The organism is Kocuria nitroreducens, from assembly GCF_042879195.1.
GTDB lineage: Bacteria > Actinomycetota > Actinomycetes > Actinomycetales > Micrococcaceae > Kocuria > Kocuria nitroreducens.
Window position 1 is genome coordinate 26,892 of record NZ_JBHZTC010000003.1, and the last position, 22,404, is coordinate 49,295.

The window sequence follows — 22,404 nt, forward strand, 5'->3', positions numbered from 1 at the left end:
TCTCTAACCTGGTGCAGGTGACCACCCCACCTGACCTCGCCCGGGTCGCCTTCGCCGCCGATCTCGCCCGCCACGGGGAGCGCCCCGCCGTCCTCACGGGCGAGCGCGTCCTGAGCTACCGGGAACTGGCCGAACGCGTCGGCGACGTGGCCGCGCGCCTGGGAACGGAGCGCCGGCTGGCCGTGCTCGCCGCGTCCAACGACGTCGACTCCCTCGTGGCCTACCTCGCGGCCCTCACGGCCGGCCACCCGGTCCTGCTCGTCCCGGCGGACAAGCCGGCCGCCGTCGAGTCGCTCGTGGCCGCCTACGACCCCGACGTCCTGCTGCGCAGCGGTGGGGACGGGACGCCCGTCCTGGACGAGCGGCGTCCCGGCACCCGGCACGAGCTGCACCCGGACCTCGCCCTGCTGCTGAGCACGTCCGGCTCGACCGGCTCGCCGAAGCTCGTGCGGCTCTCGCACGAGAACCTGGCGTCCAACGCCGAGGCGATCGCCGAGTACCTGGGCATCGGTCCCGACGACCGCGCCGCGACCACGCTGCCGATGAGCTACTGCTACGGGCTGTCGGTGCTCAACAGCCACCTCTTGCGGGGCGCCGGTCTGGTGCTGACGGACCTCTCGGTGGTCGACCCCTGTTTCTGGGACCTGATCCGCGCCCACCGCGCCACGTCCTTCGCGGCCGTGCCCTACACCTTCGACCTGCTCGAGCGCGTCGGCTTCGAGGAGATGGAGCTCCCCCACCTGCGCTACGTCACCCAGGCGGGCGGGCGGCTCGCGCCGGAGAAGGTCCGCCGGTGGACCGGAGTCGGCCAGCGGGCCGGCTGGGACCTGTTCGTGATGTACGGGGCCACGGAGGCCACGTCCCGGATGGCGTACCTGCCCCCGGAGAGGGCGGCCGGGCGCGCCGGGACGATCGGGGTGCCGATCCCGGGCGGGGCGTTCCGCATCGACCCCGTGGACGGGCTGCCGGACGGGGAGCTCGTGTACAGCGGACCCAACGTCATGCTCGGCTACGCGGAGCACCCCGGGGACCTCGCGCTCGGGCGGACGGTGGAGGATCTGCGCACCGGGGACCTCGCCCGCCGCCACGCCGACGGGCTCTACGAGGTCGTGGGACGGCGGAGCCGGTTCGTCAAGATCGTCGGGCTGCGCGTGGACCTCGGGCAGGTGGAGCGGATCCTCGCCGAGCTCGGCGTGACGGCGGCCTCCGCCGGATCCGACGAGCGGCTGGTCGTGGCCGTCGAGGGCGAGCAGGACACGTCCCTGCTCGCCAAGCTCGTGGCCGAGAGCATCGGCCTGCCGCGCCCGGCCGTCGAGATGCACGCGGTCGGGCAGCTGCCCCGTCTGGGCACCGGCAAGGTGGACTACCCGGCCGTCGCCGCCCTCGGCGCCGCCCGCCCCGCCGCGGCACCGCCGGAGCCCCGGGCGGAGGGTCCCGAGGACGTCCGGCGGATCCTCGCCGAGGTGCTCGACCGTCCCGACGGCGGCGACGACGACACGTTCGTGTCCCTGGAGGGGGACTCGCTGTCCTACGTGGCGGCGTCCGTGCGGCTGGAGCAGGCGCTGGGGCACCTCCCGCCGGACTGGCACCTCACCCCCGTCCGCGACCTGGTGGCGGGGGCCGCCCGCGGGCCGCGGCGGCGGCTCGTCTCGTTCCTGGAGACCGGCATCGTGCTCCGGGCGGTGGCCATCGTGTGCATCGTGACCACGCACGTGGAGCTGTTCACCTTCCAGACCGCCCACGTGCTCTTCGCCGTGGCGGGGTACAACTTCGCCCGGTTCCAGCTCCACGGGGAGCGGCGGCCGAGGCTGCGCCGCCAGCTGCGCAGCCTCGGCCGGATCGTGGTGCCCTCCGTGGCGTTCATCGCCGTCGCCCACCTGCTCACCGACGACTACACGGTGGCCAACGTCCTGCTGCTCAACGGCATCGTGGGGCCGCAGCACCTGACGAGCCAGTGGCACTTCTGGTTCGTCGAGATGCTCGTCTACGTCCTCGTGGCCGTCACCGCGCTCATGGCGCTGCCCTGGGCCGACCGGGCCGAGCGTGCCGCCCCCTGGCTTTTCCCGCTCGCCCTGCTCGCGGTCGGGCTGGTCAGCCGGTACGACATCGTGGACCCGGGGCTGCCCAAGCCCGCGCCGGTGTTCTGGATCTTCGTCCTGGGCTGGGCGGCCGCACGGTCGCGGACGGTCCTGCAACGGTCCCTCGTCACCGTCCTGGTCCTCCTCACCGTGCCGGGCTACTTCGACAGCACGCTCCGGGAGGCCACCCTGGTCGCGGGGATCCTGCTGCTGCTGTGGGTGCCGACTCTGCCGGTGCCCGTGGGCCTGCGCCGGGTCGCGGCCCGGCTGGCCGGCGCGTCCCTGTACGTCTACCTCACGCACTGGCTGGTCTACCCCCCGCTGGTGCCGGTGAGCCCGGTCCTGGCCGTGGTCGCCTCCCTCGCCGCTGGAGTGGCCTACTGGGTGCTGGCCGAGCGCGTGCTGGGCGGACTCCGGCGCGCGCCGGCGCGCACGGTGGTGCCCGCCGAGGAGGCGCCGCTCACGGCTGCTCCAGGCCCACGCTGATCTCCGCGCTCTGCCCCGTGGAGCGCACGGTGGCCCGGACGGGGAACTCGACCCGCTCCGTGACGGTCTCCCCGTCCTCCTCGTAGCTCAGCCGCGCCTCCGCGGGCCGGTGCGGATCCGCCGTCCAGCGCAGCGGGTCCTCCGGGTCAGGGACCAGGACCAGGGCGGGCCGGGAGACCAGCCGCCACCGGACGCCGGTGATCTCCGGATCCGGTGCCCCGGTCGCCGTCGCGGACGGAACGAGGGGCTCCTGCGGCGCCGCCCAGCGCCGGGACGAGGGGCACCCCTCAGGGGCCAGCTCCTCCGACGCGGTGCAGCCCTCCAGCCACTCCTCGATCCGGTCGTCGACCTCCTGCCACATCCGCGGCGAGGGCTCGATCCGCAGCGTCACCGTGGCCGTCCGCGGCTCCCGGAACGCCACGGTGTGCGGCTCCAGGGGCGGGTCCGCCGCGTAGTAGGAGTTCCCCGGCACGCCGATCGCGTAGTCCCCGGGCAGCGCCTCGAAGCGCCAGGTGCCGCCGGGTCCCTCGGGGTCGGGCACCCGCTCGTCCGGGTCCGGGCGGACGGTCTCCCCGTTGACGGAGAGCTCGTCGAGGGGGGCGGGCAGGTGGATCGAGAGGGGGGCCGCGTCCGGGGAGTCGAGCTGCCACTGGTCGTTGAACGGACCGCTGCGCCGCACCTGGTGCACCGGGTAGACGTGGATCTCCTCACGGTCCCGGGCGCCGTCCGGCCCGTCCCACCACACGCGCGCCCGGATCTCGGCGCGGCTTCCGCTGCGCTCCACGCCCAGGATCTCGTGACCGCTGATCCGGCCCGCGGCGTTGCGGTACACGCGGTTCGAGAAGATGCTCAAACTCGGGTCCGCCACGACGGCGTCGGTGCGGGACAGCAGCTGCCGCGAGCGCCCGTTCTCGAGCCCGCTGAGCCACGTGGCCACGGGGTCCTGCGGCTCCCGGTCGACGAAGACCCAGTTGACCAGGGAGCTGAACACGGTCACGAGCACCACGACGACCGTCAGCCAGTGCAGCAGCGTCCGCCGCAGGCCCCGGGCGTCGACCGCGGAGAGGGCCTCGCCGGCCTCCCGCTCCCGTGACACCGACACCGCAGCTCCCGTCCCCCTGGGTCCGCCCGGCGCTCGCGCCGGACGGTGCGGACCGCGTCCCGGCCCACCAGCTCACATCGTAGGGCCGGCGCCGTGGCCGGGGCGGGAGGAGCGCTAGAGCGCGCGTCTCCTCGTGGCCAGGACGCCGGCCGCCACGAGCACCAGGCCCCAGGCGCCGTAGACGAGGGCGGACTCCACGTGGTTCAGCGCGGCGTCCGAGGGCTGGTACATCGACGTCAGCTGCGCGCCCGCCGCGGCCGGGGAGTACGGCTTGACGTCGTCGAGCCACTCGAAGGAGAGCGCGAAGAGCACGATCTCCAGGACCATGAGCAGCACCACGAGCACCACGATGCCCCAGGTGGTGGACTTCAGCAGGGCGCCCAGGCCGAAGCCGAGCCACGAGGTGATCGTGTAGAAGACGCCCACCGCCAGGATGTTGAGCAGCACGGCCTCCTGCAGCAGGTCGTACCCCAGGTCCCCGCCGGCCAGGATCGGCTGGACGAGCAGGTGGGACAGCAGGGCGCTCAGCACTCCGAACGCGAACGTGACCGCCGAGAGCACCACGGTCTTGGCGAGCATCACCGGGGTGCGCCGCGGTACGGCGGTCATGGTGGTCTGGATGGAGCGGGTGGAGTACTCCGAGCCGATCGCCAGCACGGCGAGCGCCCCGAGGAGCAGCACGACCAGCTGCAGGCCGCCGTTGGCGCTGGACATGGCCATGAACTCGCCGAAGCCCATGCCCTCCGGCAGGGACAGGCCCGAGCCTTCCGTCATCTGCTGCTCGGACTGGGCCAGGAACTCGTCCTTCTGCTGCTGGACGTCCTCCTCGGTGAGCCCGAGCTCCTCGGGGCTCCGGCCGTCCAGCATCGCGTCGACCTGCTCCTGGGCGGCCTGCTCATTGAAGTCGATGAAGGTCAGCGCGCTCGAGGACGAGAGGGCGGCGAAGCCGAGGGAGAGCAGCAGGGCGATGCCGAGCAGGATCCAGTGCGAGCGCAGGGAGCGGAACTTGATCCACTCCGAGCGCAGGACCCGGCCGAAGCCCAGCCGCACCCGGGACGCGGGGTCGGACGGTCCGGTGCGGTCCGCGGCGCCGGTCTGCGGGCGGGGGTCGGTCGAGGTGCTGGTGCTCATGCTCGGTCTCCGGTTCGTGCGTCGGCGCCCGCCCAGGGCGCCGGATCGGTCGGTGCGGGAGCGCCGCCGGAGCGGTACTCGACCTCGTGCTGGGTCATGGCCATGTACACGTCCTCGAGGGACTCCGTGAGGGGGGTGAGCTCGTGGACCAGCACCCCGTGGGAGAGCGCGGCCTCGGCGATGCGCCGTGGCTCCGGCCCCGTGACCAGGAGCCCGTCGTCGTCGAACTCCGTGATGCCGGCGTCCGTGCCCTGCAGGGCACGGCGCAGGGCCTCCCGGTCGGTGGTGCGCAGCCGGGTGCGCGTGCGGCCCCCGGCGAGGATCTGCTGGATGGGCGCGTCCGCGAGAATCCTGCCCCGGCCGATCACGACGAGGTGGTCGGCGGTCTGGGCCATCTCCGACATGAGGTGGGAGGACAGGAAGACGGTGCGGCCCTCCGAGGCGAGGTACTTGGCGAGGTGGCGCACCCACACCACGCCCTCGGGATCCAGACCGTTGACGGGCTCGTCGAGGATCACGGTGTGCGGGTCGCCGATCAGCGCCGCGGCGATGCCGAGGCGCTGGCCCATGCCGAGGGAGAACCCTCCCACCCGCTTGTCGGCGGCTGCTCCGAGCCCGGTGAGGTCCACGACCTCCTGGACGCGGGACTTCGCGATGCCGTGGGTCGCGGCGAGCGCGGAGAGGTGCGCGCGCGCGGTGCGCCGGGGGTGGACGGCCTTTGCGTCCAGCAGCACCCCGACCTCCGCGAGCGGCGCCCGGTGCTGGGCGTACGGCCTGCCGTTGACGCGGGTGTGGCCCCGGGTCGCGGACTCGAGCCCGACGACGAGGCGCATCGTGGTCGACTTGCCGGCCCCGTTGGGCCCCAGGAACCCGGTGACCCTGCCGGGGCGGACGGTGAAGCTGACGTCGTCCACCGCCGTCTTGCCGCCGTAAGTCTTCGTCAGGTTCTCGATCTCGATCACCGGCGCTCCTCCCGAGCACTCGTCGTTCTTCTCCGTCCTCAACCTACGGGAGAGCCCGCGCCGGACGGCACCACCGTCAGGATGAGCCCGTCCGGGCGTGGCGCCGCAGGCCTCCCCCTCCCGGCGGAGCCGGGACGCTCAGCCGGGCTCGGACATGCCGATCCGTCGCGCCTGCCCGCCCCGCAGGACGTCGACGGCGACCGCGACCACGAGGAGTCCGAGGAGCAGCACGCGCACCGCGGCGAGCAGGTCCTGCGCGTCCCAGCCGATCAGGCCCAGCCCCGGCAGCACCGGCCAGGCCGGCTCGGGCAGCACCAGGGTGGTCCACCACAGGACCTCGACGAGCTGCCAGGCGGCGAACTCGAGCCAGTTGCGCCGGCTGAGCACCACGAGGGGGGCAAGCCACAGCACGTGGACCATCGAGTAGCGGGGGCCGGCGAGCACGAGAACGGCCAGCAGCAGGAACGCGATCTGGACGACGCTGGGCTCCTGCCGGGTGAGCAGGGTCAGCACGAGCACCGCCACGAACCCCAGCACGAGGGCCAGGATCACCCACTGCCCCGTGCCCGCCGGGTCCGCCCCCGTGCGCGCCCGCTCCATCCGCGCCCAGACGCCCCACGGGGAGGAGTCCTCCACGGGCCCGTCCCACGGCGTGCCGAGCTGCCGGGCCCACCGGTCCCGGGCCGAGAACAGGAACGGAGCGTTGACCAACGCCCAGGTGAGCGCCGTCCCGGCCAGGACCACCGCCAAGTCCCGGAACTGCCGGTACCGCACGGCCAGGAGCAGCACGGCCAGGAGGACCACCAGGGGGAACAAAGCCACGGACGCCGCGAGACCCAGGAGGATCCCCGCCGGCACGGGGCTGCCCCGGACGTGGAGCAGCAGCGCCAGCATCATGAGCAGCACGGCCCACAGGTCCCACGTGCCGAAGCCCACCAGGACTGCCACCGGCGCGAGCGCCAGCACGAACGCGTCCGCCCCGCGCCGTCCGGAGAGCGCGGAGACCACGGCCACCGTGCCGATCCACGCCAGGGCCAGCAGCAGCACGGACAGGTCGGCGAACACGCCCCGGTCCGCGTCCGCGCCGAACAGGACGGAGAGCCGGGCCGAGAGCCAGCCGACTGCCGTGGTGATCATCCCCACCAGAGCGGGCTGGTCGCCCGCGGATCCGCCCGTGAAGAACCCGCCCGCCCCGGCGGGCTCGCCGGTCGCGATCTCGGTGGCGCACAGCGCGGGCAGGCTCTCCGCGGCGCCCCACCCGGGCACCCGGCAGGGCAGCCGCAGCAGCCAGGCCGTCATGACCGCGTAGAGGCTCAGGCCGATCAGCAGGGCCCGGTGGCCACCCCGGGACCCGCCCACCGGGCTCAAGGGCCCTCCCGCCGTCCGGGCAGCACGTCCGCGGCGACGCGGACCACCGGGGACCCGGCGACGGTCACGCCCCGAACCGGGGCGGCACCCGGCACCACCCCGTCGCAACATATGTCTCGACAGGCATGTACCTCGACGTGTGGTGCCGGGAAGGGCGTCACGACGCCGGCGCGCGCCCTCGGCGCGGCACGGTGCACCGCCGGACGCCCTGGGAGCGGCACCGTGTCCCGGTCCGCCGTGCCGACCCGGGTGCTCACAGCGTGTCCGCAGCCCAGTGCCGCAGCCGCCGCTCGGCCTCCTCCGCCCCCAGTTCCCCCTCGTCCAGGCGCAGGTCCAGGAGGAACTTGTACGCCCGCCCCACCGCGGGCCCCGGCGGAATGCCGAGCACCGCCATGATCTGCTCGCCGTCCAGCTCGGGCCGCACGGCGTCGAGCTGCTCGCGCGCGGAGAGCTCCTCGATCCGCGCCTCGAGGTCGTCGTAGGCGGCGGCCAGCCGGGCCACCTTCCGCCGGTTCCGGGACGTCACGTCCGCCCGCGTGAGCCGGTGCAGCCGCTCGAGGCACTCCCCCGCGTCCCGGACGTAGCGGCGCACCGCGGAGTCGGTCCACTCTGCGTCCCCGTAGCCGTAGAAGCGCATGTGCAGCTCCACGAGCCGGCCCACGGTCCTGATCGTGTCGTTGTCGAAGCGCAGTGCCCGCATCCGCTTGGCGGTGAGCTTCGCGCCCACCACCTCGTGGTGCCGGAAGCTCACGGCGCCGGAGTCCTCGAACCGCCGGGTCGCGGGCTTGCCGACGTCGTGCATGAGCGCGGCGAAGCGCAGCGCGAAGTCGGGGCCGGGCACGGGACCGTCCGGCCCGGTCTCCAGGGCCGCCGCCTGCTCCATGACGGTCAGGGAGTGCTGGTAGACATCCTTGTGCCGGTGGTGCTCGTCCGTCTCGAGCTGGAGCGCGGGCACCTCGGGCAGCACGACCTCGGCGAGCCCCGTGCTCACCAGGAGGTCGACGCCCCGGCGGGGCCGGCGCCCGCGGACCAGCTTGACGAGCTCCTCCCGGACGCGCTCGGCCGAGACGATCGCGATCCGCTCCGCCATGCCCGTCATGGCGGCGCGCACCTCGGGCGCCACCTCGACGTCGAGCTGGGACGCGAAGCGCGCGGCGCGCATCATGCGCAGGGGGTCGTCCGAGAAGGAGTCCTCCGGGGCGCCCGGGGTGCGCAGCGCCCGGGCGTGCAGGTCCTTGATCCCGCCGTGCGGGTCCACGAGCTCCAGGCCGGGCAGCCGCAGTGCCATGGCGTTGATGGTGAAGTCCCGGCGGAAGAGGTCGTCCTCGAGCGAGTCGCCGAAGGCCACCTGCGGCTTGCGGGAGTCGGCGTCGTAGGCCTCGGCCCGGTACGTGGTCACCTCCAGCTGGACGTCGCCGCGGCGCATCCCGATGGTCCCGAAGGCGCGGCCGATCTCCCACACCGCGTCCGCCCACCCCGTGACCACGGCCAGCGTCTCGTCGGGCGTCGCATCGGTGGTGAAGTCCAGGTCCAGGGCCGGCCGGCCGAGGAAGAGGTCCCGCACGGGACCGCCCACGAGGGAGAGCTCGTGGCCGGCGGCGGAGAACCGCCGCCCCAGGTCGAGGGCGGCGGGGTGGATCGCGTGGGCGTCGGGGAGCTGCGTCATGGTGCCGCCCATTGTTCCAGACCCCGGGGCGCGGACCCGGCCGCGGCGGCCGCGGCGGAACCGGCCGCCGGAGCCCCTCCCCGCGCTCCGGCGGGAGCCCGGACGATTGTGGCAAGGTAGGTGACATGGCTTTCCCCGTACCCAGCGCACCGAAGAAGCGGCCCACCGCGCCGGCCGCTGCGCTGCCCACGGTCGAGGAAGTCTCCGCCGGGGGGATCGTCGTCGACCTCGGCACGCCGTCCCACCCGGTGGCCATCATCGCCCGGATCAACCGCGGCGGACGCCTCGAGTGGTGCCTGCCCAAGGGCCACCCCGAGGGCGAGGAGAGCAACGAGGAAGCCGCGATCCGCGAGATCGAGGAGGAGACCGGCATCGCCGGGAAGGTGCTGAGCCCGCTGGGCAGTATCGACTACTGGTTCACGGTCTCCGGCCACCGCGTGCACAAGACGGTGCACCACTTCCTGCTGCGCGCCACGGGCGGTCACCTCACCACGGACAACGACCCCGACCACGAGGCGGTGGACGTCGCCTGGGTGGACATCGACGACCTCGGCCGGAAGCTGTCCTTCCCCAACGAACGGCGCATCGCCGACATCGCCCGTGAATACATCATCCACCAGCTCTGAGACCGCGGAGACCGCCGGGGCGGCCGGGACGGGCACCCCGGCGGCCCCGGCCCGCCGCTCGGGGGCCGCCTCCAGCGCCATCATGGCCTCGGGCACGCTCGTCTCCCGCGCGCTGGGGTTCGTCAAGACGGTCCTGATCACGGTGGCCATCGGCTCCGTCACGACCGTCTCCGACGTCTTCGAGCTCGCGAACACGATGCCGAACCTGATCTACGTCCTCGTGGCGGGCGGCATCTTCAACGCCGTCCTGGTGCCCCAGATCATCAAGGCCTCCAAGACCGCCGACGACGGCGGGGCCGACTACATCTCCCGTCTGCTCACCCTCGCCGTGCTCGCCCTGCTGGGCGTGACGGCGGTCGTGGTGCTGCTGGCGGGACCCATCGTGCGGACCATGGGCACCGACTGGACCGAGGCGCAGCTCTCGCTCGGGCTGACGTTCGCGCTGTTCACCTTCCCGCAGATCTTCTTCTACGGCCTCTACACCGTGGTGGGGCAGGTCCTGAACGCCCGCGGGGCCTTCGGCTGGTACATGTGGGCGCCGGTGGTCAACAACGTGGTGGCCATCGCGGCGCTGCTCGTGTTCATCCAGCAGTTCGGGGCCTACGCCGGGACGGCTCACACCCTCGAAAACTGGTCCCCGGCCAAGACCTTCTGGCTGGCGGCCATGGCCACGGTGGGCGTCGCCACCCAGGCTCTCGTGCTGTTCTGGCCGCTGCGCCGGCTCGGCCTGGGGCTGCGGCCGAGGTTCGGCTGGCGCGGCATCGGTCTCTCCACCGCGGCACGGCTCGCGGGCTGGACCCTCGCCACCGGGGTCCTCGCCAACCTGGCGTTCCTGACCCTGACCAAGGTCGCGGCGATCCCCACCGGCTACCGCCCGGAGTACCTCGCCATGGACCCGCCGCAGCAGATCGCGGGCGTGGCGGCCCTCAATCAGGCCTCGATGCTGTACTCCCTGCCGCACGGGGTGATCGGGCTGTCCATCGCCACGGTGCTGTTCAACCGGATGGCGGCGGCCTCGACCGACGGGGACCGGGCCGGCATGGTCGCGTCCCTGTCCTCGAGCCTGCGCATCACCGGCGTGGCCACGGTCTTCGCCACCGTCGCCCTCGTGGTCTTCGCCGGTCCCCTCGGCATGCTCTTCAGCGGCGGCGTCCCCTCCGCGGGGGCCGTGGTCGGCCAGGTGGTCACGGTGATCGCGATCGGCGCGCCCTTCATGTCGGTCTCCTTCATGCTCGGCCGGGCGTTCTACGCGCAGGAGGACGCCCGCACCCCGTTCCTGGTGCAGGTCGGCGTCGCCCTCTTCACCGTGGTCTCGGCCCTGCTGATCTGGTCCTTCGTGCCGCCGGACCTCATCGTCTTCGCGGTCGCCGGGTGTTACGCGGCCCAGAACGTCCTGAGCGCACTGATCTACCACGTGGTCCTGGTCCGCCGGATCGGGGACTACGACGTGGCCCGGATCGTGGACTCCCACGCCCGGATCCTCGTGGCGTCCCTGCTCGCCGGCGGTGTGGGCGCCGTGGCCCTGTTCCTGCTCGGCGGCTACGACCCCGCCGGCTTCCCCTGGACCAACCAGCTGACCGCGATCGCGACCGTCGCCGTGGGCGGGACCGTCATGGGCATCGCCTACCTGGGCGCCCTGAAGCTCTGCCGCGTCCGGGAGCTCGACAGTCTCGTGCGACCGCTCCTCGCCCGGCTCGGCCGCTGACCGTGTGACGAGGATCTCGGCCCCGGGACACCGGGACCGGTAAAGTACTGACTGGTCGGTGACGTGGGTCAGGAACACCCCTTCTGCCCCGCCGGCCACCCCCACCCCGAATTCCGGCCCCTCCGCGAATTCCCGACCCCCCAGGGAGCCAACGTGCCCGCACCGATGAAGCTCGGTTCCGTCCTCGGCGGCCGCTACAAGGTCGTCACCGACGTGCTGGCCACCGCCGAGGGCGACCACGTGCTCGAGGGACAGGACCAGGTCCTCGGCCGCCGCGTGTCGATCCTGCTGCCCGCAGAGCGGCACACGTCGCTGCTGGTGGAGAACGCCCGCTCCATGGCCAACGGCAGCATCGGCGCCCCCTTCCAGATCCTGGATCTGGGCCAGGCGGAGGCGCACACCTACCTCGTGACCTCGCACACCCCGGCCGCGGACATGCTCGACTCCCTGCTCGTGGAGCCGGACGACGTCGAGGACGAGTCCCTCAGCGACGACATCTTCGGCGCCTCGCGCGGCAGCGGCGCCGGGTCCTACGTGTACGACGAGCCGGAGCCCACCAGCCCGAGCCCCGTGGTCGCGACGGAGGCCTCCGACGACCTGGGCGGCGCGGCCCCCCAGCCCAAGGTCACCCGGTGGCGGGACGACGACTCGTACGACGACGCCGCCCCCGCCCCCTCGGTGCGCACCCGGCTCGGCCGGCCCGTCCGGGTCAGCGCCACCTCGACCCGATCGACCCTCTTCGACCGTGCGGCGGCGAGCGGCACGGCGGCCTCGGCCGTCCGCACGGCCGGGACGGACATCGACCCGGGCTACGACGGGGACAACCGCTACGACAGCTACGACGCCTACGAGGACGGGCGCCCGGACACGGCCCACGGGCCGGAGGAGGCCGCCGCGGCCGCACCGCCGCGGAAGGAGGAGACCGCGGACCGGCCCCGGACAGGCGGGCGGGGCCTGCTGCTGCTCCTGGTCCTGCTGCTGGCCCTGCTCATCGGTGCCGTGGTGTTCAGCTTCGACCGGCTGGGCGGGCTGTTCGCCGGGTCGGAGAGCCCGGAGCCCGCCGTGAGCGCACCCGCCGAGGAGCCGGCCGACGAGGAGCAGGTGCAGGCGAGCGCCGAGCCGGAGGCCCCGGCCGCCGCCCCGGAGCCCCGCGCCGTCACCCGGGTGGTGCCCACCGACCCGGGCTTCATGGCCGATCAGGACGCGCAGCTGGGCCAGACCGTCGACGGCAACCCGTCCACCTACTGGATCAGCTACGGGTTCTCCGACCAGAAGTTCGGCAACCAGACGCCGAGCGTGGGCCTCGCGGTGCAGCTCGAGGAGCCCGCGCCCGTGGAGACGCTGAGGCTCGACCAGTCGGCCGGCTCGGGCGGGATGTTCGACGTGTACGTCAACGACGCCCCCACCCTGGACGGCGCCGACCAGGTGGCCTCCGGCTCCTTCACAGGCCCGGAGATCACCGTTCCGCTCTCCGCGGCGGCCCAGGCCGGGGAGCACGAGTACGTGATCGTGAACTGGACGCAGCTGCCGCAGCTGACGAACCCCATCGCCGGGTTCAACTACGGCCTGCGGGTCGGTGAGATCCGGCTCGACTGAGGCCTTCCCTCCCCCGCCGGGCCCGGCACGACAGGGAAGGAACCGGAATATCCGCCGCGCGCGCCCCGTTGTGCCAGTGGTCCCTGCGGTCGGCGTGCCCGGCCGCTCCCTGTACGGAAGGTCTGCAGAACAGTGAGCCCTGACTTCGGTCCCGTGATCAACGCCTTGAACCTCGTTCCCGCCACCGGCGAGCCGACGGCCACCGCGGACGACGAGACCGTCCACGAGGTGATCATCGTGGGATCCGGCCCCGCCGGGTACACCGCGGCCGTCTACGCAGCGCGCGCCAACCTCCACCCCATCGTGTTCGCCGGGTCTGTGACCGCGGGCGGCGAGCTGATGAACACGACCGAGGTGGAGAACTACCCGGGGTTCATCGACGGCATCCAGGGCCCGGAGCTGATGTCCAACATGCAGCAGCAGGCAGAGCGTTTCGGCGCCGACATCCGCTACGAGGACGTCGTGGCCCTCGAGCTCGAGGGCGAGATCAAGACCGTGACCCTCGAGGACGGCTCCGTGCACCGCACCCACGCCGTGATCCTCGCGACCGGCTCCGCGTACCGGGAGCTCGGCCTGCCGGACGAGAAGCGGCTCTCCGGCCACGGGGTGAGCTGGTGCGCCACCTGCGACGGCTTCTTCTTCAAGGAGCAGCACATCGCGGTGGTGGGCGGTGGCGACTCCGCCCTCGAGGAGGCCACGTTCCTGTCCCGCTTCGCCTCCAAGGTCACGATCATCCACCGGCGGGACAGCTTCCGCGCGTCCGAGATCATGCAGCAGCGCGCCTTCGACGACCCCAAGATCGAGGTTCTGTGGAACGCCGAGGTCGTGGGCATCAACGGTGAGGCGAAGGTCAGCTCCGTCACCGTCCGCGACACGGAGTCCAGGCAGACCGCGGAGCTGCCTGTGACGGGCCTGTTCGTCGCCATCGGCTCCGACCCGCGCACCGCCCTGGTCGAGGACCAGCTCGAGCTCACCGTGGACGGCACCATCGCGGTGGACGGCCGCAGCTCCACCACGAGCCTCGCTGGGGTCTTCGCGGCGGGCGACGTCGTGGACGCCACCTACCGCCAGGCCATCACGGCGGCGGGCTCCGGGTGCGTCGCCGCCGTCGACACCGAGCACTACCTCGCCGCCCTGCACGACCGCTCGGTCCTGCACAGCTGAGCCGTCCCGGTCGAGGCGTCCACCGGCGCCCTGACCGGCATGGGCCATAATCGAACCGGACCCGCCTCTCGCACGAGCTGCACCCAGAGCGCGCCGGCACGCTGTGAGCGTGCCGGCGCCAGGACAAGGAGAAACATGAGCGCCGCCAAGAACGTCACCGACGCCGACTTCCGCACCGAGGTGCTCGAGTCGGACAAGCCCGTCATCGTCGACTTCTGGGCCGAGTGGTGCGGCCCCTGCCGCATGGTCGGCCCCGTCCTCGACGCGATCGCAGCCGAGCACGCCGAGGCCATCGAGGTCGTCAAGCTCAACGTGGACGAGAACCCCGCCGTGGCGTCCCAGTACGGCATCACGTCGATCCCGGCCATCTACCTCTTCTCCGGCGGTGAGGTGGTCAAGAAGGCCATCGGTGCCAAGCCGAAGAGCGCCCTGGAGAAGGAGTTCGCCGACTACCTCGTCGCCGGGAACTGATCGGTCCCACCGACATCCGTGACACTTCGGGCTCGTCCGCCCCTCCCCCGGCCGGGGAGGGGCGGACGAGTCGCTGTCCTGGCACCCGCCGAACCCTTCGACCCGTGGGACACCCGTGAACAACGACGACACCGAACCGATGCTGCGCCGGACCATGACGAGCCGGCGGGTGGTGAGCCTGCGGGAGCGTCTGCTCCGTGCCGGCGTCACCGTGGCCTATCTCGCGCCGCAGGACGTCAACAACCCCTCCTACTTCGACGACCACGTCGACGCCGCCGTCCGCGCCTTCCAGCAGGAGCGCGGGCTCATCGTCGACGGCCTCGTGGGCCCCGAGACCGACCGGTGCCTCAACGAGGCGCAGTACTCCCTCGGCGACCGACCGCTCTACGTCGACGAGGACCGTCCTATCCGGGGCGACGATGTCAGCATGCTCCAGCACAACCTTTCTCGGTTGGGTTTTTACTACGGTCATCTCAACGGGGTGTTCGGCAGCAGCACGCACCACGCCGTCATGGAGCTCCAGCAGAGCCTGGGGCTCGGGGCCACCGGAGTAGTGGATCGCGAGACCATCGCCGCTCTCGCCCGGATCAACAAGAACATCACCTCCTCGAAGGCCTTCTCGTTGCGCGAGTACCATCGCCTGGAACGCGCCACCTCTGCTCTGCGCGGCCGCTCCGTGGTGCTCGTCCCGTCCGGGGCGGCCGGCCAGCAGCCCCCGGCGGCGGCGGCACCGGACTTCCGCGACCGCGCCGACGAGGTGACCCGCGACGTCGCCCTCCGGGCCTTCGAGCTGCTGCACGAGATCGGTGCGGATCCGGCGATCGTCTCCTCCGGACGGGAACTCCGCGACCGCCTCGGAGAGCCCGTGCGGACGGTCGGCTCCGCCCACGAGGTCGTCGCCGGGGACGGGACGGACTCCGTGGTGGTCACCCTGCACTGCGACTGGAACTCATCCCCCGCAGCGGGCGGGATGGCCTCGTACTTCTGGGGCGAGCAGGACCGCTCTGAGATCTACTCCCCCATCGGCGAACGGGCCGCGGTGCTCGTGCTCAAGGAGATGGTCGCCCGGACCGGGGCGCTGGATCTCGGCACCCACGCCCGCCAGTGGGACGTGCTGCGGTCACAGGACGCGCCGACCATCTGGCTCGACCTTGGCTATCTCTCCAGCCCGGCCGACCGCGCCGCCCTGGCGGATCCTGAGCACCGGAACCACTTGGCCGAGGCCGTCGTCTTCGGTCTGCAACGCATGTTCCTGCTCGCCGAGGACGACGTCCCCACGGGCACCATGAGCGTCGACGACGTCGCCGAGTACAACGAACGCTGAGCCGGCCCGGCGCGCCTCGTCCGTCCCCTCAGTCGAAAGCCCCGGTGTTTCACGTGAAACACCGGGGCTTTCTCACTCAGGAGCTGGGCTACGTCCGATCCATTCCGGGGTCGAGCACCTCGATGATCCGGTTCAGGTCCTCCACCGTGGCGAACTCGATGGTCATCCTTCCCTTCCGGGCGCCCAGGGCGATCCGGACGCTGGTGTCCAGCCGGTCGGAAAAGGCTTCAGCGATGTAGTCCAGGCGCTCCTTGTTGCGCCCGGCCGGAGCCGTGGACCGCTGCGGTGTGCGCGGCCCCGCCTCCGTCAACTGGACGGCCTCCTCCGTGGCGCGCACCGAGAGCCCCTCCGCCACGATCCGCTGGGCGAGGCGCTCCATCTCGGCGGGATCGGCGAGGGAGAGCAAGGCGCGTGCGTGCCCCGAGGACAGCACCCCGGCAGCCACGCGGCGCTGGACCAGCGGTGGCAGCCGGAGCAGGCGGATGGTGTTGCTGATCTGCGGACGCGAACGGCCGATGCGGCGGGAGAGCTCTTCCTGGGTGGCGCCGAACTCCTCCAGGAGCTGCTGGTACGCGGCCGCCTCCTCCAGCGGGTTCAGCTGGCTGCGGTGCAGGTTCTCGAGCAGAGCATCCCGCAGGAGGTCGTCGTCCGCAGTCTCCCGGACGATCGCCGGGACGGTGGGAAGCCCAGCCTGCTGGGAGGCGCGCCACCGGCGCTCGCCCATGACCAGCTCGAAGGCCTCGTCGCCGTTCTCGCGGGTCGGCCGCACCACGATCGGTTGCAGCACCCCCAGCTCGCCGATCGAGTACGCCAGTTCCGCCAGCTCCTCCTCGTCGAAGATCTGGCGCGGCTGCTTGCGGTTGGGATGGATGGACGCCACCGGGATGTCGGCGAAGGTGGCGCCAGGCACGGCAGCCAGTTCCTGGACGGCGGGGTTCGTTTCACGTGAAACGTCGCCATCCGGAGTGGCTGCCGCCTCCGGCGGAGCGTCGACCGGCGTCCGGTGGCGTCCCGGCGTACTGTTCGGGCGCTGGTCCTTGGCGGCAGCACCGTCCTCCGCGGAGGTCTTGCCAGGCGCGGACGACGGGGTTTCACGTGAAACTGTTTCCTCCTCCTGGGCAGCCACGGTTGTGGTGCTTGCCGGCCGGTCGTCGAGGGAGGACGACTCGCCGCCCTCCGGTGCGGTGGTCGAGGGCAGGAAGAACATGTCGGACGGCCGGCTGACGAGAGTCGTGTTGCGCAACGCCTCACCCATGTCCATGCGTGCTTTCATGGCCTTCTGCCGCGCCGCGGGGCTGACGCTCCTGGCTCGTCCAGCAGCGCCCGGCCGCTTCGAGACGTCCGCCGTCGAGGTGGAGTTCGACGCACCAGCGGCTTCGGTGGTCTCGTCGTCGTCTCCAGGGTCGGTCTCGGACGCGTCGCGCGCCGAAGCGTCGTCCCGAGGCTGCGGTGTGGCAGGCTCGCTCGACGACCCACTGTCCGTCGGCTCGGTCGACGGAGACGTCATCGGGGGTTCGGGGCCGGTGCCGGACGGCGCTGTTTCACGTGAAACAGGAGGTGTCGTCGCCGTCGCACGTGCTGATTCGTCGGCATTGCCCGTCGGCGCGGTGACGGATACAGTGCCGACACGCGGGTCGTGCTTCGCCGGTGCGTCCGTGGCAGGTGCACTCGGAATGAGCGCCCCCAGTCCTCGGCCCAGACCACGTCGTCGTTCGCTCACGGTGTTCCTCTCCCTCGCCCGGCAATCCGGACAATTCTAGCCGAGCCGTGCATTCCGACGTGCCGTTTCACGTGGAACGGTGCGTCCCGTTCGCGACGCCGTGACCGGGGACGGCACGGCGCCCGCCTCCGGGAGGAGGCGGGCGCCGGGTGGGGGAGGAGGCGGGGAGGCTCCTCAGCGCCGGGCGCGCTGGGCGATCTCGGCCGCCGCTTCCAGGTAAGACAGCGCGCCGGTGGAGCTGGGATCGTAGCTGATGACGCTCTGCTGGTAGCTCGGCGCCTCGGAGATCCGCACCGAACGGGGGATCATGGTCTCCAGGACCTCGGCGGGGAAGTGGTTGCGCACCTCCTCGGCCACTTGCGAGGCGAGATTGGTGCGGCCGTCGTACATGGTCAGCAGAATGGTCGAGACCAACAGCTCTGGATTCAGGTGCTTCTGGATCATCTCGATGTTCTTGAGCAGCTGACTGAGTCCCTCGAGCGCGTAGTACTCGCACTGAATGGGGATCAGCACCTCGGTGGCCGCCACGAACGCGTTGAGCGTCAGCAGCCCGAGACTCGGCGGGCAGTCGATGAAGACGTAGTCGAGGCGCTCCAGCCCATCGGCCTCGCGCTGCTTCCCGTACGCTTCGAGCGCCCGGCGCAGCCGGTGCTCCCGCGCCACCATGGACACGAGTTCGATCTCCGCGCCGGCCAGGTCGATGGTGGCCGGGACGACCCAGAGATTGTCCGACTCGCCGGACGGCTTCACGGCGTCGGCGATGGGCATCTCGTCGATGAGCACGTCGTACGTGCTGTCGACCTCGGAGTGGTGCTCCACGCCGAGGGCCGTCGACGCGTTGCCCTGGGGATCGTTGTCGATCACCAGCACGTTCTGCCCCTGCCGGGCCAGAGCCACAGCGATGTTGACCGACGTGCTCGTCTTCCCCACGCCGCCCTTCTGGTTGCTGATCGTGAAGATCCGCGTTGCGGCGGGCTTCTCCAGCTGGACCTTCTTCAGCCTGGCGCGTCGCCTGGTCTCCTCCACGAGCTTCCTCCCCAGCGGCGTGTCCTCCGCCATCGTTGTGGTCATCTTGGGCAGCTGTCCGTCCGTTTCACGTGAAACACGAGTACCCCGGTCCGGAACAACCTTGATCGACTGATCAAGCGGATCGGGGGGGAACTCGGCATCGAAGCCCTGCGGACTTCCCGCGCCGTCGTCGATCGGCATCTGACTGCGCACCTTCCCGGTTCGTCTCGAACTCGTTCCGTCGGAGCACGCCTCCCGTCGGAGAGGGGTGCCTGAGGTCGCACCGCAGGTCAGATCGCCGTCGGCCGGAAGCCGACTCGGCGCACCGCCCGTGGCACACTCCTCCCAGCCTACCGTCGACGCCGCGCGCACCGGACGGCCGTGCTCAGAGGCGGACCCGGACCACCGTGGTGGGCTCATCGAGCAGTTCTCGGCCGGCCGCGACGATCTCCGTGGAGCGGGCGCCCAGGCGGTCCAGCTTCTTTTGCGCCTTGCCCACCTCGTCCGCCGCGGACCGTCCCTTGAGGGCGAGGAGCTCGCCGGAGCCCCCCAACAGGGGCAGGGTGAGGTCCACGAGACCCACCAGGGCAGAGACCGCCCGGGCGGTGACCACGTCCACCTCGCCGACCTCGTCCTGGGCCTGCTCCGCCCGACCCCGCAGCACGCGCACGTTCGTGAGACCGAGGTCGGCCACGACCTCGTCCAGCCACTGAACCCGCCGCTCCAGCGGCTCGATGAGGGTGATCCGCAGGTCGGGGCGCGCCAGGGCGAGGCAGAGCCCCGGCAGGCCCGCGCCCGACCCGACGTCCGCCACCCGGGCGTCGGCCGCGATGAGCTCCTCCACCACGGCGCAGTTGAGCACGTGGCGGCTCCACAGCCGGGGCACCTCGCGGGGACCGATGAGCCCCCGGACGATGCCCGAGGACGCCAGATGCCCCACGTAGCGCTCCACCAGGGGAAACTGCTCGCCGAACAGGCGCTCGGCGGCGTGCCGTTCCCGCCCGTCCGGGACCGGGCGGTGCTGCGGGGCGGGGGAGGGGCGCTGCTCCTCGGACATCAGCCCTGCGGAACGGACACGACGATGTGCCGTGCCGCCCCTTCGCCCTCCGACTCGCTGACGAGACCCTGCTCGGCGACCACGTCGTGCACGATCTTGCGCTCGTAGGCGGAGAGGGGGTCGAGGTGCACGCGCTCCCCGGTCTCCTGGGCCTCGCGCACGGCCGCGAGCGCCAGGTCCTGCAGCTGACCCGCCCGGCGGAGGCGGTGGCCGCCGATGTCGAGCACCAGGCGCGAGCGGCGGTCGGTGGCGGCGAGGACGGCGAGCCGCAGGAGCTCCTGGAGCGCCTCCAGGACCTCCCCGTCCTCGCCGACCAGCACCGAGAGGCCCTCGTCGTCGTCGCCGTCGGCCACGACCGACAGGTAGGTGCGGCCGTCGCGGACCTCGATGTCGATGTCGCCGTCCAGGTCCGCCGTGTCCAGCAGCTCCTCGAGGTAGTCGGCCGCGATCTCTCCCTCCTGCTCGAGCGGGTCGGCCGTGGCGCCGTCCTCGCCGTCGTGGTGTCCCGGGGATTCCTGCTCGGACTCCGGGCGGTCGGCACCCGGGGACCCGGGCCGCTGCAGGACGGGGGGCTCCGTCCCGTCGCCGCGCTCCGCGTCCTCGCGCGGCGCGGCGGGCTGCACGCCGTCGGCGTCCTGGGTGGTCTGCCGGATGTCGGTCATGTCGTCTCCTGGGGCCGTGGAAGCACGGGGCCGGGCGCGCCGGCCCCGTGCGGGGAGGTGGTCGAGCCGGTCCGACCGGCCGCGGTCATCGCGCCTGTTTCCGCTTCGCCTGCTGCCTCTGGCGCTTCTTGCCGACCGGCTGCTGACGCTGCCCGGCGGCGGCGCGGGCACGCTGCTCCTCGATGTCGGCGTCGTGCTCCTCCTGGGTCTTGCCGAGTGGGGGCAGGCCCTTGGCGGCGCGGCGGTCGTTGAGCTCCTGCTCGGCCTGCGACCCGGGGGTCGGGTTGTTGCGGATGACCCACCACTGCTGGCCCATGGACCAGACGTTGGAGACCGTCCAGTAGATGAGGACGCCGATGGGGAAGTTGATGCCGCCGATCGCGAAGACCAGGGGGAACAGGTACAGCATCATCTGCTGCTGGCGGTACATGGGGGAGGCCTTGGCGGCTTCGCTCATGTTCTTGGCCGTCAGCTGCTTCTGGGTGAAGAACTGCGAGGCGGACATCGCGATGATCATCACGACCGCCAGGAGGATCGTGGCCACGTGGTTGCCGTCGCCCGGGTTGAGCAGCGTCGAGAACAGCGGGGCCCCGAAGAACGTGGCCTCGTTGAAGGACGCCACGGTGGCCGCGTTCAGGACGTGCACACCCTCGCCGGCGGCCGCCGACCTGGGCACTCCGTTGAGGACCTGGAACAGCCCGAAGAAGATCGGCATCTGCACCAGGATGGGCAGGCAGGCGGAGAACGGGTTGGAGCCGTGGCTCTTGTACAGCTCCATCTGCTCCTGAGCCATGGCCTGCCGGGACAGCTGGTCCTTCTTGCCCTTGTACTTGGCCTGGAGCTTGGCCATCTCCGGCTGCAACTCCTGCATGCCGCGCATGGACTTGATCTGCTTGAGGAACAGCGGGATGGTCAGCGTGCGCATGACCAGGGTCAGGCCCACGATGCACAGCACCCAGGTGATGCCCGCGGCGGGATCCATCCCGATGGCCGTGAGCATCTCGTGGAACACCCACAGCACGGCGGAGACGACCCACCTGAAGGGGAAGAGGATCATTTCGAACAGGTTCATGGGGAAGGCTCTCCTTGGGCCGCGGGACCGGTGCCCCCGGCGGGGTGGTGCTGGTGGCGCTCGGCAAGGGTGGGATGGTTCAGCAGGACGATCCGGGGAAGGGACGCGAAGTCGGGGAAGACCCGGCCCCCGTCCGGGACCCTGTCGATCCCACCCGCCGCCCAGGGGTGGCAGCGGAGGAGCCTGCGGACGCTGAGGCCCAGGCCTCGCACGGCGCCGTGCACCGTGACGGACTCGAGGGCGTAGGCCGAGCAGGAGGGGAAGTACCGGCACACGTCTCCGTACAGGGGGGAGACGATGGTCCGGTAGAGCTTGAGGCCCGCGATGAGCGCGTTTTGGGGCAGGAACCACAGGACCTGCCACGCCGACGCCGGCCGGACGAACTCGTGGGGAGCCGCAACGAGGAGGTCCTCGGGCGCGGGAGCGTGGTCGCTCATGACTCCGGCTCCTCCCGTGCGGGTCGTCGGTCCTCTGCGGCGGTCGTCGTCATACCAGCGGTCGTCGTCGTGCCGGCGGTCCCGGGAGCCCCGGCCCGCGCGGACGCCGTCCGCCATGCCTTCGCGTAGTCGGCGGCCAGCTCCGCCCAGTCCGCGCGGGAGGCGGGAGGCAGCGCGCGCACCACGACGTCATAACCGTACGGGGCCTCCCTGACCGTGGTCTGGGCGAGCTCCCGGAGGCGTCGCTTCACCCTGTTGCGGCGCACGGCGTTGCCCACGGCCTTCGAGACGACGAAGCCGAACCGGGCCGGCCGCTCCTCATCGGTGGGGCGCACATATACGACGACGTTCCGGCGCCCGTTGCGGGCGCCGGAACGCGTGGTGGCCGAGAACTGGACCGAGGTCCGGATCCGGTGCTGTTCAGGCAGCACGGTCCCGCTCCTGCGCGGCCGGTGGCTCGAGCGGCTCGGGCACGGCGCCGACCGCCCGTCGCGGGGCGGTCGTCGGGAGCGCCGGCGCCGACACGGACCGGCTCAGGCGGAGAGCTCGGTGCGGCCCTTGCTGCGGCGGGCGGCGAGGATGGCGCGGCCGGCGCGGGTGCGCATCCGGGCGCGGAAGCCGTGCTTCTTGGCGCGACGGCGGTTATTCGGCTGAAAAGTCCGCTTGCTCACTGGTTACTCCAAAGGCGTCAGGGTGTGCGCCCGTCATCGTGCTCGTCCGCACCGGTTCGGCGCGGGCGAGGGGACGGTCACAGCGGTGCTGGTGGATG

Annotated in this window: 20 protein-coding genes; 7 read left to right on the forward strand and 13 right to left on the reverse strand. The window is 72.0% G+C overall.

All coding sequences use genetic code 11. The features are described from left to right. Positions 1-17: 17 nt before the first annotated feature. Positions 18-2,564: an AMP-binding protein gene (locus ACFYE1_RS02345; RefSeq protein WP_387739545.1), complete on the forward strand. Its 2,547-nt coding sequence runs from the start codon at positions 18-20 to the stop codon at positions 2,562-2,564. Here the strand turns inward: ACFYE1_RS02345 and ACFYE1_RS02350 are convergent. From ACFYE1_RS02350 to ACFYE1_RS02370, 5 genes are all read right to left on the reverse strand, one after another. Continuing rightward, entirely contained in the window at positions 2,539-3,666 is a 1,128-nt protein-coding gene (locus ACFYE1_RS02350) for a hypothetical protein (protein ID WP_387739547.1), read from the reverse strand. The genes ACFYE1_RS02345 and ACFYE1_RS02350 overlap by 26 nt on opposite strands. A gap of 114 nt (positions 3,667-3,780) precedes the next feature. Then, positions 3,781-4,797 (reverse strand): ABC transporter permease subunit, encoded by a 1,017-nt coding sequence (locus ACFYE1_RS02355; RefSeq protein WP_387739550.1) that lies wholly within the window; start codon positions 4,795-4,797, stop codon positions 3,781-3,783. Beyond that, on the reverse strand, positions 4,794-5,759 hold the full coding sequence (locus tag ACFYE1_RS02360; RefSeq protein WP_387739551.1) for an ABC transporter ATP-binding protein: 966 nt from the start codon (positions 5,757-5,759) through the stop codon (positions 4,794-4,796). The genes ACFYE1_RS02355 and ACFYE1_RS02360 overlap by 4 nt, the downstream gene beginning before the upstream one ends. Before the next feature lie 138 nt (positions 5,760-5,897). Continuing rightward, entirely contained in the window at positions 5,898-7,118 is a 1,221-nt protein-coding gene (locus tag ACFYE1_RS02365; protein ID WP_387739902.1) for a glycosyltransferase 87 family protein, read from the reverse strand. A gap of 262 nt (positions 7,119-7,380) precedes the next feature. Continuing rightward, positions 7,381-8,793 carry a CCA tRNA nucleotidyltransferase gene (locus ACFYE1_RS02370; protein WP_387739553.1) on the reverse strand — a complete coding sequence of 471 codons (1,413 nt, stop codon included), beginning with the start codon at positions 8,791-8,793 and terminating at the stop codon, positions 7,381-7,383. A gap of 125 nt (positions 8,794-8,918) precedes the next feature. On the opposite strand from ACFYE1_RS02370, the gene ACFYE1_RS02375 reads away from it, so the two are divergent. From ACFYE1_RS02375 to ACFYE1_RS02400, 6 genes are all read left to right on the forward strand, one after another. Next, entirely contained in the window at positions 8,919-9,419 is a 501-nt protein-coding gene (locus ACFYE1_RS02375) for an NUDIX domain-containing protein (protein ID WP_387739555.1), read from the forward strand. A gap of 82 nt (positions 9,420-9,501) precedes the next feature. Then, the gene (gene murJ, locus ACFYE1_RS02380; protein ID WP_387739903.1) at positions 9,502-11,124 is read left to right on the forward strand and encodes a murein biosynthesis integral membrane protein MurJ; all 1,623 of its coding nucleotides are present in this window, start codon (positions 9,502-9,504) and stop codon (positions 11,122-11,124) included. Between the two features lie 153 nt (positions 11,125-11,277). Further along, positions 11,278-12,720 (forward strand): hypothetical protein, encoded by a 1,443-nt coding sequence (locus ACFYE1_RS02385; protein ID WP_387739557.1) that lies wholly within the window; start codon positions 11,278-11,280, stop codon positions 12,718-12,720. Positions 12,721-12,852: 132 nt separating this feature from the next. Continuing rightward, positions 12,853-13,884, forward strand: a complete 1,032-nt coding sequence (gene trxB / locus ACFYE1_RS02390) for a thioredoxin-disulfide reductase (protein ID WP_387739560.1) — start codon at positions 12,853-12,855, stop codon at positions 13,882-13,884. Positions 13,885-14,019: 135 nt separating this feature from the next. Next, positions 14,020-14,355, forward strand: coding sequence for a thioredoxin (gene trxA / locus ACFYE1_RS02395; protein ID WP_387739563.1), 336 nt, complete (start codon positions 14,020-14,022; stop codon positions 14,353-14,355). Between the two features lie 115 nt (positions 14,356-14,470). Continuing rightward, positions 14,471-15,679, forward strand: coding sequence for a peptidoglycan-binding protein (locus ACFYE1_RS02400; RefSeq protein WP_387739565.1), 1,209 nt, complete (start codon positions 14,471-14,473; stop codon positions 15,677-15,679). An 88-nt stretch (positions 15,680-15,767) separates the two neighbouring features. On the opposite strand, the gene ACFYE1_RS02405 is transcribed toward ACFYE1_RS02400, so the two are convergent. From ACFYE1_RS02405 to rpmH, 8 genes are all read right to left on the reverse strand, one after another. After that, positions 15,768-16,952: a ParB/RepB/Spo0J family partition protein gene (locus tag ACFYE1_RS02405; protein ID WP_387739568.1), complete on the reverse strand. Its 1,185-nt coding sequence runs from the start codon at positions 16,950-16,952 to the stop codon at positions 15,768-15,770. Between the two features lie 621 nt (positions 16,953-17,573). Continuing rightward, positions 17,574-18,470, reverse strand: coding sequence for a ParA family protein (locus tag ACFYE1_RS02410; protein WP_387739570.1), 897 nt, complete (start codon positions 18,468-18,470; stop codon positions 17,574-17,576). Positions 18,471-18,792: 322 nt separating this feature from the next. Continuing rightward, positions 18,793-19,464: a 16S rRNA (guanine(527)-N(7))-methyltransferase RsmG gene (rsmG, locus tag ACFYE1_RS02415; RefSeq protein ID WP_387739572.1), complete on the reverse strand. Its 672-nt coding sequence runs from the start codon at positions 19,462-19,464 to the stop codon at positions 18,793-18,795. Then, positions 19,464-20,126 carry a Jag family protein gene (locus ACFYE1_RS02420; protein WP_387739574.1) on the reverse strand — a complete coding sequence of 221 codons (663 nt, stop codon included), beginning with the start codon at positions 20,124-20,126 and terminating at the stop codon, positions 19,464-19,466. Before ACFYE1_RS02420 ends, rsmG begins: the two co-directional genes overlap by 1 nt. A gap of 85 nt (positions 20,127-20,211) precedes the next feature. Next, positions 20,212-21,198 (reverse strand): membrane protein insertase YidC, encoded by a 987-nt coding sequence (gene yidC, locus ACFYE1_RS02425; protein WP_387739576.1) that lies wholly within the window; start codon positions 21,196-21,198, stop codon positions 20,212-20,214. Next, complete coding sequence (gene yidD, locus ACFYE1_RS02430) at positions 21,195-21,635, reverse strand: membrane protein insertion efficiency factor YidD (RefSeq protein ID WP_387739578.1); 441 nt, start codon at positions 21,633-21,635, stop codon at positions 21,195-21,197. Before yidD ends, yidC begins: the two co-directional genes overlap by 4 nt. Further along, the gene (gene rnpA / locus ACFYE1_RS02435) at positions 21,632-22,066 is read right to left on the reverse strand and encodes a ribonuclease P protein component (protein WP_387739580.1); all 435 of its coding nucleotides are present in this window, start codon (positions 22,064-22,066) and stop codon (positions 21,632-21,634) included. The genes yidD and rnpA overlap by 4 nt, the downstream gene beginning before the upstream one ends. 102 nt (positions 22,067-22,168) lie before the next feature. Continuing rightward, positions 22,169-22,306 (reverse strand): 50S ribosomal protein L34, encoded by a 138-nt coding sequence (gene rpmH, locus ACFYE1_RS02440; RefSeq protein ID WP_019181680.1) that lies wholly within the window; start codon positions 22,304-22,306, stop codon positions 22,169-22,171. Positions 22,307-22,404: the final 98 nt, after the last annotated feature.